The sequence below is a fragment of the Dictyobacter arantiisoli genome (genome assembly GCF_008326305.1).
GTDB classification, from domain to species: Bacteria; Chloroflexota; Ktedonobacteria; order Ktedonobacterales; family Ktedonobacteraceae; genus Dictyobacter; species Dictyobacter arantiisoli.
The window spans coordinates 88,542-101,867 of the sequence record NZ_BIXY01000013.1 but is presented as its reverse complement, the minus strand read 5'-3'; the positions used below and the strand labels follow the sequence as shown (position 1 = coordinate 101,867).

10 protein-coding genes and 1 riboswitch are annotated in these 13,326 nt (G+C 50.0%); of the genes, 1 reads left to right on the top strand and 9 read right to left on the bottom strand.

Going from position 1 to position 13,326, the window contains the following annotated elements:
- Positions 1-176: 176 nt before the first annotated feature.
- The 4 genes from F1593_RS06510 to F1593_RS06495 form a co-directional block, all read right to left on the bottom strand.
- Complete coding sequence (locus F1593_RS06510; protein WP_149400740.1) at positions 177-728, bottom strand: RpnC/YadD family protein; 552 nt, start codon at positions 726-728, stop codon at positions 177-179.
- Between the two features lie 315 nt (positions 729-1,043).
- A complete protein-coding gene (locus F1593_RS06505; protein WP_149400739.1) occupies positions 1,044-2,111 on the bottom strand; it encodes an ABC transporter substrate-binding protein in 1,068 nt (355 codons plus the stop codon).
- Between the two features lie 41 nt (positions 2,112-2,152).
- Positions 2,153-2,923: an ABC transporter permease gene (locus F1593_RS06500; protein ID WP_149400738.1), complete on the bottom strand. Its 771-nt coding sequence runs from the start codon at positions 2,921-2,923 to the stop codon at positions 2,153-2,155.
- On the bottom strand, positions 2,920-3,735 hold the full coding sequence (locus F1593_RS06495; RefSeq protein WP_149400737.1) for an ABC transporter ATP-binding protein: 816 nt from the start codon (positions 3,733-3,735) through the stop codon (positions 2,920-2,922). Before F1593_RS06495 ends, F1593_RS06500 begins: the two co-directional genes overlap by 4 nt.
- A gap of 192 nt (positions 3,736-3,927) precedes the next feature.
- A riboswitch (TPP riboswitch) is annotated at positions 3,928-4,036 on the bottom strand.
- 566 nt (positions 4,037-4,602) lie between these two features.
- On the opposite strand from F1593_RS06495, the gene F1593_RS06490 reads away from it, so the two are divergent.
- Complete coding sequence (locus F1593_RS06490; RefSeq protein ID WP_149400736.1) at positions 4,603-5,562, top strand: hypothetical protein; 960 nt, start codon at positions 4,603-4,605, stop codon at positions 5,560-5,562.
- Between the two features lie 227 nt (positions 5,563-5,789).
- Here F1593_RS06490 and F1593_RS06485 read toward each other — a convergent pair whose 3' ends face one another.
- The 5 genes from F1593_RS06485 to F1593_RS06465 form a co-directional block, all read right to left on the bottom strand.
- Positions 5,790-8,009: an ATP-dependent Clp protease ATP-binding subunit gene (locus F1593_RS06485; RefSeq protein WP_149400735.1), complete on the bottom strand. Its 2,220-nt coding sequence runs from the start codon at positions 8,007-8,009 to the stop codon at positions 5,790-5,792.
- Positions 8,010-8,477: 468 nt separating this feature from the next.
- Complete coding sequence (locus tag F1593_RS06480) at positions 8,478-10,691, bottom strand: ATP-dependent Clp protease ATP-binding subunit (RefSeq protein WP_149400734.1); 2,214 nt, start codon at positions 10,689-10,691, stop codon at positions 8,478-8,480.
- A 521-nt stretch (positions 10,692-11,212) separates the two neighbouring features.
- A complete protein-coding gene (locus tag F1593_RS06475) occupies positions 11,213-11,686 on the bottom strand; it encodes a nuclear transport factor 2 family protein (RefSeq protein ID WP_172631914.1) in 474 nt (157 codons plus the stop codon).
- 18 nt (positions 11,687-11,704) lie between these two features.
- Positions 11,705-11,839, bottom strand: coding sequence for a hypothetical protein (locus tag F1593_RS29800; protein WP_149400748.1), 135 nt, complete (start codon positions 11,837-11,839; stop codon positions 11,705-11,707).
- A gap of 159 nt (positions 11,840-11,998) precedes the next feature.
- Positions 11,999-12,943: an AraC family transcriptional regulator gene (locus tag F1593_RS06465; protein WP_172631913.1), complete on the bottom strand. Its 945-nt coding sequence runs from the start codon at positions 12,941-12,943 to the stop codon at positions 11,999-12,001.
- Positions 12,944-13,326: the final 383 nt, after the last annotated feature.

Below are 13,326 nucleotides of genomic sequence, written 5' to 3'. Positions count from 1 at the left end.
CGGCTCTCTCGCGATCACGAGGGCTTGCCCGAAAGTTCGGAGGCGTTTATCAGAATCGCCTCCTGCCATCGCCTCTTGACCAAGCTCGCGCCTGCATACCCATCGTGATGGGAATCAAACACTATCTTAGAACAACTACAAGGTGAAGCTGCTAAATCGACCCTACCCTGCTATCTTTATAAATGCTGCTGCAAAGCCGTCAGCAGATACTGCCGGGCTTCCTCCTCAGTCTGAGCCGCAACAACCTGAAGCAGTATGGCATTCAACTCCTTCGCGGTGAAAGACTTTTGGGGGAAATCCTCCAACAGTGCTAAGAGCGACGGAAAGAGACGCTGTACAAGTAACCGTAAACTCTCCAGGATGCCTTCTATCCGACCTTCTTCTCGACCTTTTGCCAGGCCGATTTCTTCGCCGCGTTGGCGGAGTTCACGGAAAGCCCAACTGTCATTTAAAAGATCTTCTAACATGCGAAACCTCCAGTCCAGCCACTGTTTATCAGCCTGATCATCGAATACTAACGACGAGATACCATAAAGAAGTGAGAGGAGATCTTTATTCTGGTTTTCAGGATCGTCCTTCAGCAGCGCCTTAATCGCCTCATCCACGACTTCCCGCCGGGCTCCTTCCTGAGTAATGGGAGCGAGCGGAAGAATCCCTTTCAGATGTTTTTGAAACAGAACTGCTGTAGGCAATTCCCAGAGCTTGATGATGTCAAAATGGAAACGCATAATCTCACTTCCCTTATGATTATATATTACGTAGGGTGAAGTGAACGTGATGCTCTCTTTTTTCAAAAAGATGACGATTGAATAGATGGGACATTTGAACTTACTGCTTGCCATCACATTGTATTCAAGCAGCCGATGTGCCATTGTTCTGTCTCGGTGGGTTTGAAATTCGAGAAAAGAAAAATGTCGAGGGATTTAGAACCTATTTTTCAATTCGTGAATAGGTTGTAATGGATGCTGGTTTATCCCCGCATTTGTGGAGATAAACCAGCATCTTAACGTTGACTGTTGTGCGAACAATGGATGAAGCGGTCTTCAGGAGAGGAATTGGTTAGTGTAGAGTGCGTCGAGGTTGAGGCTGGTGATGGGTTTGCCCTGGGCGTCCTGTACACTGCCGGTTGCCAGAATAAATTGTGGATAACCGTGCCAGGCTAGAGCGTCTTGCAGGCCCCATTTGCGACCACTATCAGCGTAGCGCGTGCTGAGATATTTCTGGCTGTCGAGAACATAGGCTGGATCGGGAAAACTGCCTTTGGGGGCCTGCTGGATGAGCATCTGGGCGGATTGGTCGCTATGGGTGCGAGCGTATTCGTAACCACGGACAGTGGCAGCCATGAAACGATGTAATACATCCGAGTTGCTCTTGATCTCCTGTGGACTGCTGATCAGGTTGGGCGTGTAGTAGTCGGCGATGCCATAGTCAATGATAGGGAAGGTTTTGAGTTTGATACCTTCGTGCTGGGCCTGAATGCCTTCCGCTCCATCAAAGATCCATGCGAAGTCGATGCGATGACTTTGCAGGGCTTGCAGGGTGTCGATATTCAGGGTGACGCTCTTGAAGTTGCCTTTACCACCAGCATGCTGGATGATATGGCGCAGGACAGGTGTTTCGTAGGGCGCGCCAAAGGCTCCATAAGTCTTGCCGTCCAGATCCCGGGGCGTGTTGATGCCGGAGTTGGCCAGCACGGCCAGGGATGAGGTGTTGTGCTGTAGAATGGCGGCAATCGAGACGACAGGCTGACCAACAGCCGCATCCGCCACAATCGATTCGGTTGAGCTGATACCAACATCGGCCTTGCCGGTGCTGACCATGGTATCCGGCGAGACATTCTGTGAATAGGGCAAGATCACAAGTTTGATGCCCGCTTGCTGATACCAGCCCTCATGCTGCGCGACATAGATACCAGTGTGGTTGGTATTGGGGGTCCAGTCCAGGGCGAGCCGCACGGTGGTGAGATTCTTGACTATCGTGGTCTGGGATGATTGCGCAGCAGTATTATCACTGTTACTGCTGCGTTGCTGGGCAAGATAAACTCCGACAATAACGACGATTAATAAGACCGGGATGCCGATGCTTAACCAGAGTCGTGTGCGAGATTTCATGAATTCAAACCTTTCAAAATAGATGGCTGCTCACTTGAGAATTAGCGTTTCGAGATTTGGCTTTGATGCCAGGGTAGGGCAATGCGTTCCAGTAATGAAACCAGCCCAAAGAGCAGCAAGCTGAGGACAGCGGTGACGACGATGGCGGCAAAAACGAGCACAACGACGTTGGAGCGCGCCGCCAGTTCCATGTAAATACCAAGTCCTTGCTGGGCCGCGACATATTCGCCGACGATGGCTCCTGTGACGCTATAGGTGGCAGCGATACGCAGGCCAGAGAAAAAGGATGGCATGGCACCCGGCAGGCGCACCAGCCATAATGCTTGCCAGCGTGTCGCCTTCATACTCTGCATCAACTTCATCAACTCGGGATCGGTGCTTGCCAATCCATCGGCGAAGGCCACGGCGATGGGGAAGAAGCAGTAGAGCGCGACTACGATGATCTTGGGACTGAGATCAAGTCCAAACCAGATGATCAGCAATGGTGCCAGGGCTACCATTGGGATAGTCTGCGAGGTGATGAGCAATGGATAGACCGCACGCCGTATCCAGGGCGAGAGATCAAGGAGTATCGCCAGTACAACACCCAGGATGGTGGCAATGCCTAGTCCCAATACGGTTTCCATAGTGGTTTGCAAAGTATGGACCGAGAGCACATCCCAGTTATCCAACAGCGCCTGCACGATAGCTGTGGGCGGCGGTAGGATGGTCGCGGTAATCAGATGTCCTTTGACAATCAGTTGCCAGATGAGCAGGATGGCTACGGCAAGGACGAAGGCGGGCCCATAGCCAGCCAGGCGTTTGAGTGTCATAAGGGCTGCTCCTTGACTAGCAGGGATAAGAGTTCCTGTTCTAAACGGAGCGCCTGTGGTTGCGCCAGATCTTCCTGCCGTCTGGGGCGTGGCAGGTCAACCTCGATGGTTCGCAATACCGAGGCCGGACGCGCACTCAGGACGTAGATACGATCAGACAACAAGATGGCCTCTCGTACGTCATGAGTGATAAAGATCACACTGGAATGGAAACTCTGCCAGAGATCCTGCAACCACATCTGCAAGGTGAAGCGCGTCAGGGCATCCAGCGCGCCAAATGGCTCATCCAGCAGCAGAAAGGATGAGTTAAAGAGGACAGTACGCAACAAGGCGATACGCTGGCGCATCCCGCCGGATAAGTCCGCTGGATAGCTATTGGCAAATTCAAGCAATCCAAAGCGCTTGAGGAGGGCGCTGGCCTGTTGTTGGGCCTCTTTGCGCGGCACACGACGTACATCCAGACCCAGCATCACATTCTCCTCCACGGTCCGCCAGGGCAATAAGAGCGGCTGCTGCGGCATATAGCCGACCTTTCCTGCTCGCTCGTTTGTGTTCGTGAGCTTACCATCCAGCAGCAAACTCCCGGCGGTTGGCGTATCCACGCCCGCGATAATATTAAATAAGGTACTCTTGCCGCAGCCGCTGGGGCCGATCAGCGAGACAAACTCGCCTGGCGCAACACTAAGATCGACCGGAGACAACGCCTCAACCGTCCGCTTCCCGGAGCGATATATCTTTGTCACACCCTCAACGGATAGTCTTGCGTGCTGCGCAACTGGCGCAACCGGCGTATCCGTTTGTGTGTCATCCATCTTACACCTCGTAAACTTGATCAATCGACCAGGCATCAATCTTTCTCAAGCAGCACTTCTGCCTGTTAGCATCAGGCATACAAAAAGCCGCTCACCCCAGAGGCGGGGAGCGGCTCCAATCATTACAGACAAAATTGACGCAAAGATAGATATCTCGATTGATCAATCCTATCTATAACGCAACCATAAGTCAGAATGTTGATGCTACTTCCCTACGCTGGCATTACCCAGATCAGGTCAAACTCTCAAAGGGTCGGTAGTTGCCTACCTCTCAGCCGAAACGGCACCCCTAGCAGCAAATTGATACTTTATTCTATTGAACAATAAATGCGCAATGCATTTGTATTTTTTAATTTAGCTTGCGTATAGAGTATAACCTAAGAAATATGTTTTGTGAAGATGCGTTTTGTTTTGTTGTTTTGTTTTTTTGCCGCCTCACGGCAGCAACTCAACCCACTCAAAGAAAGAAGGCCTCATCCTTTATGGTGAGGCTCCGTGAATCGTACGATACTATCCCTTTTGCCTTCCCTGGATCAAACGTTCTTGTTCCTCGTCTTTTATCTCCTGTGCAAAAGATGTAAAAGCATCATTTTTTGATATGCAAAAAGTCATTTTTTAGGATGCGGAATGTGGGCTATAGGTTTCCGCCTGATTGCACAAGAGTTTTTTTGAACCTGCACTAAGTACAATCAAGCAACTTTTTTGGGATTGTCTGTGCCTGCTGAGTAGGTTTTATCTCGCGTTTGTTGCTTGATTGCACTTAGATTGTGATATTATAGAGAAAAATTTATTTCCTGAGATTCCCAAGGTGAGGCTTCCTTTGTTTTTTTATCTCAATAGTGAGTGGAACAGTTATGGAGAATAAAAATGTTTGAATTACAATCAGGTAGCGATTTAGATAGAAAAGCTTTTAGTGGTAGATTAGAGACAGTAACAGCAAAAGCAATGGAATATAATCGCGTTGATGTACTAGAAAACATAGCTAATTTCTTAAAGAAAGAAAAGATACCAGAAACAGATAATATAATCTTTTCAGAGAAAGATGCACTTAATAAAATATTAGAAGCACGAACCATTGGAGCCGCCCGTAGTGACAATGAGAACAGAGAAAGGTTACTGGAAACCCATCCTCAGCCTCCAAAAGAAGCAATTCGTATTCATGGTCAAAGCCTTGAGATATTTTTAAACGCAAAAAGTGGTCAAGCATTCACTGGATTGGTACATATCCGAGAAAAGGGGGAATACAAAATGTTTATTGCTCCGATTTCTCCTTCACAAGGAAACCGAGATACCCCTGATAAAATTTACGCCGTACGGGAACATCAAACCGACGTTCCCTATTCTATCTACCAAAAGAGGAATATAAACTTTTCTCCTATTGAGCATTTTCGGGTGATTGATGGAAAACCAAGACCATGTCATGCGCAATTTGCCAAATTGATAGGGGAAAAATATGCATCTGATACACCAGAAGAAGGAAAGTTCATAGGATTTTCAGTGATTAAAGGTCGTATCACTGATGGCGTAACAAATCAATATGCTTTTGTTTCAAGAACAGCTAATCCCTTTACGTTTAAGGATGAAAAAGGAAAGGAAGGAGATAGAGTACTTCCTCCAGGATGGCAGTCAGCGATCAAACGAACCCTTGATAGAACATCGATAATGGAATATAGCATACGTAAGGTTGAACAAATTGATTCAGAGGCGCAATCAAAAGATTATGAGAACAAAATACCATCCCTTTATGTAGATCAAATAAAAGATTTGATCAATCACCCATCTTTTGCGTCTGCGAGGGCGAAAATGGCCGCTAAATGGGATCTCTAGATTACGGCGGGTAAAAGGGGTTTGAGTATGGTAGGAACCAAAAGTTGGAAGAGGAATGTAGCTCAGAGAGGCGAGAAGAGGCAGAAAAAGGGCTTTCTCGTCAAAAAACGTCTTCAGAAATGAAAAAAGCAGAGCTTTGGGCTTCTGTACATCTTGAAGGCCTGGGGGATTACAAAAAAGAGCCAGCTGCGAATATGCAGGCTGACTCTCTTGTTTTTGTCAAAGGATCAGGAAACGATAGTGTCCTGGGCTTTGACGATGACTTTGCCGTCTTCGATGGTGAGCAGGGCTTGCTGGCTGCTGCTGAGGGTTCCATCAAGGATGGCATCCGCCAGGGCATCATCGACATGGGTCTGGATGGCACGACGCAGTGGGCGAGCTCCATACTCTTCGTCGAAGCCGACCTCTAGCAGGAAGTCACGAGCTTCGTCGCTGACAGTCAGGCCAATATGCTGCTCTTGCAGGCGTCCCCGTACCTGCTCTAAGAGCAGATCCACGATCTGATAGAGCTCTTCACGTCCCAGGCTGTGGAAGACCACAATCTGGTCGATACGGTTGATGAACTCTGGACGGAAGGCTCGTTTGAGTCCCTCCATCGCTTTGGAGCGCATCACTTCAAACTGTTCAGTCTTCTCATCGGCCCCTTCTTTCTTGGCGGAGAAGCCCATGTTGACGGCCCGTCTGAGATCTGCACTGCCAGCGTTGCTGGTCATGATCACGACGGTATTCTTGAAGTCAACCGTGCGACCCTGTCCATCGGTCAGGCGACCATCATCCATGATCTGCAAGAGGGAGTTGAAAACTTCAGGATGCGCCTTCTCGACCTCGTCCAGCAGGATCACGCTATAGGGATGGCGGCGCACTTGCTCGGTCAACTGTCCACCGTCCTCATGGCCGACATAACCGGGAGGGCTCCCGAAGAGACGCGAGACGGTATGTGGCTCCATGTACTCGGACATATCGAGCCGGATCATATGGTCCTCACCTCCGAACATCTCGGCGGATAAGGATTTTGCCAGCTCGGTCTTACCCACACCGGTCGGTCCCAGGAACAGGAACGAACCAATCGGACGCTTTGGATCTTTTAATCCAGCCCGCGAGCGACGGATCGAACGGGCGACGGCGGCAATGGCCTCATTCTGACCAATTACGCGCTGCCGTAAATCAGACTCTAAGGTCAGAAGATTGGCACGCTCGCTCTCTAACATCTGGCTGACAGGGATATGGGTCCATAGCTCAACAACCTGCGCGATCTGCTCTGGCGTCACCAGCAGGGATACTGTCTGGTTTTCCAGGCGGGCACGCTCTAATTGCGCTAAGACCAGAAGCTCTTGCTGGCGCAATTGCGCAGCCTGCTCATAATCCTCGGCCTCAGCGGCGGCCTCTTTCTGCTGCTGCAAGTCGGTTAATTCTTTTTCGAGTGCAGAAGGATTTAGCAAACCTTTTTCGCTGGCATCCAGCATCAAAGCTGAACCAGCCTCATCCATGACGTCGATGGCCTTATCAGGCAAGAAGCGGTCATTGATGTAGCGATCAGAGAGCTTAACAGCCGCTTCAATAGACTCGTCAGTGATGCTAACACCATGATGGGCTTCGTAATTGGGTCGCAGCAATTTCAGCATCTCGATGGCATCTTCTACCGATGGCTCGTCAACCAGCACAGGCTGGAAACGGCGCTCCAGAGCGGCATCTTTCTCGATATGCTTGCGATATTCATCCAGGGTGGTCGCGCCAATACAGCGCAGCTCGCCACGGGCCAGGGCTGGCTTGATCATGTCTGCCGCACCAACCGAACCTTCAGCCGAACCCGCACCGACGACGGTATGTAGCTCGTCGACAAAGACGATAATCTCTGGGGCGTTACGCACCTCTTCCAGGATCGATTTGATGCGCTGCTCAAACTGTCCACGGAAAGAGGCACCGGCAATCATACTGCCCATGCTGAGCGAGACAATACGTTTGCCGCGCAGGGTCGCGGGCACATCTTCGGAGATAATTTTACGGGCCAGGCCCTCTACCAGAGCGGTCTTACCAACGCCTGGTTCACCAATCAGGACAGGATTGTTTTTCTGGCGTCGTCCTAAAATGGTAACAACGCGGCGTAGCTCACGTTCACGACCAGCAGCGGGATCTAATTTTCCTTCAGCTGCTTCGGCGGTCAAATCGCGTCCATACTGATCAAGGGTCGGAGTTTTACTCTGCTTCTTCTTCTCAGCCGTGGCAGTATTAATACCACCAGCCCGGGATGTAGAAGAGGTCGCGTTGTTTAACATTGAACCAAATGGAGCTCCAGCCGAATCAGGAGAGTCAAAACCGCCCAGTTGATTCATCGCGTCCATGATATCTTCGACGCAAGATTGGCAGAGGAAATGGGATTCACGTTTGCCATTCACCATGGCCTCCACACGAACTTGAGCAGAATTCTTCTGACAGCGTTCACACTTCATGTATTTATGCTCCTAACTCTTCTATATGCAATGGAAATCTCTTGTGAAATCTCCACGAGATATGCGATACGCATTGAATGAGTAGCGGGATACATAAGATCATGCATTGGTATGCAGATAGGTGTCTGTAAAGATTTACCCTGGCTTAGCGCTCATTCACTTATTATAACGGTATCATGGAACCTTTTATTCCCCATGTTAGCAGTCTATCTCCAAGATTGCCAGGTACTTATCATAACAGGAAGAATACATGACTTATTCCAATTCCTTGAAAAGAATTATCGGCAACCTTTTATTTTGTACGAATAAAGACGCATTTTAGATGCTCATACAGGTAACCTTGCCCCTACATCCTTGCTCAAGCAAGAGAGCATAACCGCTGTTGAGATATTACATGCAGAGCGGATGAGACGGCCTTTCGGCAATCTCATCCGCTCAGGGGAGGAGAGAAAAAGCAGGGTGTATGGATCAGGCTGCGATAGCCGTCTGCTCTTTCACAACGATTTTGTTATTTTCAACGGTCAACAGGGTTTGCTGGCCGCTGCTGAGGGTTCCATCAAGGATGGCATCCGCCAGGGCGTCATCGACATGGGTCTGGATGGCACGACGCAGTGGGCGAGCTCCATACTCTTCGTCGAAGCCGACCTCTAGCAGGAAGTCACGAGCTTCGTCGCTGACGGTCAGGCCAATATGCTGCTCCTGTAGGCGTCCCCGTACCTGCTCTAAGAGCAGATCCACGATCTGATAGAGCTCTTCACGTCCCAGGCTGTGGAAGACCACAATCTGGTCGATACGGTTGATGAACTCTGGACGGAAGGCTCGTTTGAGTCCCTCCATCGCTTTGGAGCGCAACGCTTCAAACTGCTCACTCTTAGCCTCAACACCTTTCCCGGTGGAGAAACCAATATTGACGGCCCGTTTGAGATCCGCACTGCCAGCGTTGCTGGTCATGATAATCACGGTATTCTTGAAGTCAACCGTGCGACCCTGTCCATCGGTCAGGCGACCATCATCCATGATCTGCAAGAAGGAGTTGAAGACTTCAGGATGCGCCTTCTCGACCTCGTCCAGCAGGATCACGCTATAGGGATGGCGACGTACTTGCTCGGTCAACTGTCCACCATCCTCATGGCCGACATAACCGGGAGGGCTCCCGAAGAGACGCGAGACGGTATGTGGCTCCATGTACTCGGACATATCGAGCCGGATCATATGGTCCTCACCTCCGAACATCTCGGCGGATAAGGATTTTGCCAGCTCGGTCTTACCCACACCAGTCGGTCCCAGGAACAGGAACGAACCAATCGGACGCTTTGGATCTTTCAATCCAGCTCGCGAGCGACGAATCGAACGGGCAACCGCGCTAATAGCCTCATTTTGACCGATCACACGCTGCCGTAGATCGGCTTCCAGGGTAATCAAATTCTTACGCTCACTCTCCAACATCTGGCTAACCGGAACACCCGTCCATAGCTCAATAACGCGAGCAATCTGCTCAGGCGTCACGAGCAATGAGAAGGAGGCATCGGAAGCGGAGCGAGCATGTTCCAGCTTCTGCAGGAGAAGCAATTCCTGCTGCCGTAGTTTAGCGGCTTGCTCATAATCCTCGGCCTCAGCGGCGGCCTCTTTCTGCTGCTGCAAGTCAGCCAGCTCTTTTTCAAGCGCAGAAGGGCTCAAGAGTCCTTTTTCATTGGCCTCAAGCACCTGCGAAGAGCTTGCCTCATCCATGACGTCGATAGCCTTATCAGGCAAGAAGCGGTCATTGATGTAGCGATCAGAGAGCTTAACAGCCGCTTCGATGGCCTCGTCAGTGATGCTGACACCATGATGGGCTTCGTAATTGGGTCGTAGCAATTTCAGCATCTCGATGGCATCTTCTACCGATGGCTCGTCAACCAGCACAGGCTGGAAACGGCGCTCCAGAGCGGCATCTTTCTCGATATGCTTGCGATATTCATCCAGAGTGGTCGCGCCAATACAGCGCAGCTCGCCACGGGCCAGGGCTGGCTTGATCATGTCTGCCGCACCAACCGAACCCTCGGAAGCTCCGGCACCCACGACGGTATGCAACTCGTCGATAAAGACGATAATCTCTGGGGCATTGCGTAGCTCTTCCAGGATCGATTTGATGCGCTGCTCAAACTGTCCACGGAAGGAGGCACCAGCAACCATGTTCCCCATGTTCAACGAAATCACACGTTTGCCGCGCAGGTTCGCAGGAACCGAGCCAGCCATAATCTTACGGGCCAGGCCCTCTACCAGAGCGGTCTTACCAACGCCTGGCTCACCGATCAGGACAGGATTGTTTTTCTGGCGTCGTCCCAAAATGGTGATGACACGGCGTATCTCACGTTCACGACCAGCAGCGGGATCTAATTTTCCCTCAGCCGCTTCGGCGGTCAAATCACGGCCATACTGATCAAGGGTCGGGGTTTTACTTTGTGTCGCCTGGCGCTCGGCAGTGGCTGTATTGACGCCACCAGCGCGAGACCCAAAGGCTGAAGCATTAGTATTAGCAGAGCCAGAGGGAGCACCAAAATTCTCAACACCATCCGCCTGCTCCATCACGCTCATCAACTCATCAACGCAGGACTGGCAGAGCAAATGGGAGACACGGCGTCCTTCCATCAACTGATCAACACGGACCTGAGCAGGATTTTTCTGGCAGCGTTCGCATTTCATAATAAGTAGGCTCCTCACTTTTATATTTATGTAGAGAGAGAGGAATCCGCTTCGTACAGACTCCTCGGAAATTATCGAAAGGTTTATTGGTTGTACAAATAGGTGAGAATTGTATTGTATTGTATCTGTCTTAGCACTCGATCACCATAATTGCCAACTCACTTACTATAACACCATGGTTGGGATACTTATTCCCGTGTTTAGCACTCTCTTTTCATAATTGCTAACTCACTTACTATAACCAGCCTACAGCTAGCTTTATTCCCTCTCAGACACTTTATTTTGCGGTGTAGCACTTGCTGTACAAGATTGCCAGAATACCTATAATAACGCCGTGGCAGATAATTTTATTCCACAATTAGCAATTCTGATTAAAGACTGCTAATTAAATACCGAGAAAAATTCGCGTGAAAACGAAGAGATATCCCCACAATTGGTCGTTCCAGATACAAAGTGCTCGTGTGCTGCCGAAGCACACGAGCACTTTGTATCTGGAACGACCAATCGATCTCAGTCAACGTTTATTGCGCTTGCTGCGCCTCATTCCCTTGCAAACGCTCGACTCTCAGCAGACCAAAGGTGGCTCCCAGAGTAATCGGGTTGAAGTATTCATAATACTCCTTGATTTTGCCCTCTTCATTAAAGATGAGGATACAGACAAATGTATTATCGTAGCGTCTTGTGCCGCCTTTCATGATATTGTGAGAATCAAAACGCATGATGGCCGTCTGTTTTGTCACATCCACATAGATGTCGTGAATAGGGAAGCTGAGGCTCTCAAACAGTTCAAAGACCCCTTTCCAATTTTCATAGATTGCCTGTTTGCCGACTATTTTCTCAGGAAATATCCCGGAGCCATAGGGATAGTAGTTGATAGCATCATCAGCCCACAGATCCATCCAGGCAGAGAGATTCTTTTCTTCGAGCAAACGCTGAAAGTCTTTGACGACCTGAATATAATGCTCTTTCTGGTTGAGTTGCTGTTGATTTGACATTCTTCTTCTCCTTTTCATTCATCGTTCTTCATAAGGAATATTCGTTGCCACCCGTTCCGTGCCAAGCACAAGATAGCCTCCATCGACGGGTAGATCAATACTTGTAATGAACTTCGCTTCGTCAGAAGTCAGGAACACGACCGCATGCCCGATATCTTCCGGGTCCTGGTGCGTTGTTCATGAAGTATCTCCGTCGAGAAAGTCATCTGTCACTGACTCTTTCTTGTTCCGGGTGGCGCAGATCAATCATCTATTTGATACTGCTATGATACATGGATGAACAGGAAGGATTCTTGCGCATTCTTGCTCTCGCTATCGAAAACGTGCGCTGTTTGAGGACTCCTGCCGATACCTGTACGGAGTCAGGCCCAGTCGGCGTTTAAATGCGTGGGTAAAATGACTTTGATGAGGAAAGCCAACCTCTAACGCGATCTGAGCAAGGGGGAGATCGGTTTCTTTGAGCAGACGCTGCGCAGCCTCAATGCGTTTGTAGAGTACAAATTGGTGTGGGCTTTCTCCTGTGGTTTGCCGAAAGAGGCGTGCAAAGTGATAGGCGCTGAAACCGATCTGTTGTGCCAGAGCTTCCAGGGAGAGATTCTGGTTGAGATGAGCCTGAATATAGTCCATAATCCGCTTCATTTGCGGGCTCGTGAGTCGAGGCTCAACGTCTTTGATGGAAACGTCTGTTGCCAGGTAATGGCGCAAGAGGTGAACGGCAAGCATCTGGGCGGCAGTTTCCGCATAGAGTTTTCCCGCAGGTGCAGGGCTATGCAATTCCTGTCGCAGCGCCAGTCCCATTTGAGCAAGCAAAAGGTCCTGAAAGCCCGAACGCTCCACCAGTTCCACACGGGCAGGATCGCGATCTGCGAGCTGGAGAGCAGCACGAGAAACCAGATCGGTACTCACATGGACGTGGAGCGTCTGGATCGGTTGAGAAGAGAGGCTGCTCCAGCGCAACTCATAGGGCAACCCTCCTCCGGGGGTTAAAAACCAGTCTCCCTCGACGAGGGTCAATGCTTCCCAGGAACCACCCACATCTCGACTTTCGAGGCGGATTGCCCCTCCAGTGACCATGACCAGCGAGACATCAGGAACGGCAGGAGCAATCACGCTCTCAACCACCATTGGCTCATGGTAGGTGCGTACAATGATTCCTTCCCATCCTGCCTGCACGCTCGAAAGAATGGGAGATGTGGGCGTATACGTTTCAAAGGCGAGCGTTGATGTGTGTTGAAAAATAGCTTGCTTCTCAGACATAAGACTTCTTCTGCTCAGGGTAATGAATGCAGGTGTGGTGATTACCTTTGACCTGAAAGTTCTCTCCTGAAGGAAGTATAACATATCTGTGGAGAAAAGAGGAAATCTCTCCTGGGACATTTTGGCTCTGAGTAGAAGAATGACTGGAAAGCTTGACTGCCAGATCAGCTTGTTTTCGAGGCTCGTTTTTTTACAGGCTCTTAGAGAGAGCTTTGGGGCGAGATGGTCTTACGAGAAACGGGCAAGCGGACCTCCGTTGCGACGTCGGGCCGCACCTACGTTTTTCGTCATGATTCTCGGTATTGAAACGGTATTGCCCTTTACGAGGACAGGCAAAAGCCTAATTCCCTCGAAGATTTGCCAGAAAGCCGTGGAGATCAGCG

Coding starts and splice junctions, on each gene's coding strand:
- F1593_RS06510 (WP_149400740.1), bottom strand. CDS start 728: ATGCGTTTCCATTTTGACATCATCAAGCTCTGGGAATTGCCTACAGCA.
- F1593_RS06505 (WP_149400739.1), bottom strand. CDS start 2,111: ATGAAATCTCGCACACGACTCTGGTTAAGCATCGGCATCCCGGTCTTA.
- F1593_RS06500 (WP_149400738.1), bottom strand. CDS start 2,923: ATGACACTCAAACGCCTGGCTGGCTATGGGCCCGCCTTCGTCCTTGCC.
- F1593_RS06495 (WP_149400737.1), bottom strand. CDS start 3,735: ATGGATGACACACAAACGGATACGCCGGTTGCGCCAGTTGCGCAGCAC.
- F1593_RS06490 (WP_149400736.1), top strand. CDS start 4,603: ATGTTTGAATTACAATCAGGTAGCGATTTAGATAGAAAAGCTTTTAGT.
- F1593_RS06485 (WP_149400735.1), bottom strand. CDS start 8,009: ATGAAGTGTGAACGCTGTCAGAAGAATTCTGCTCAAGTTCGTGTGGAG.
- F1593_RS06480 (WP_149400734.1), bottom strand. CDS start 10,691: ATGAAATGCGAACGCTGCCAGAAAAATCCTGCTCAGGTCCGTGTTGAT.
- F1593_RS06475 (WP_172631914.1), bottom strand. CDS start 11,686: ATGTCAAATCAACAGCAACTCAACCAGAAAGAGCATTATATTCAGGTC.
- F1593_RS06465 (WP_172631913.1), bottom strand. CDS start 12,943: ATGTCTGAGAAGCAAGCTATTTTTCAACACACATCAACGCTCGCCTTT.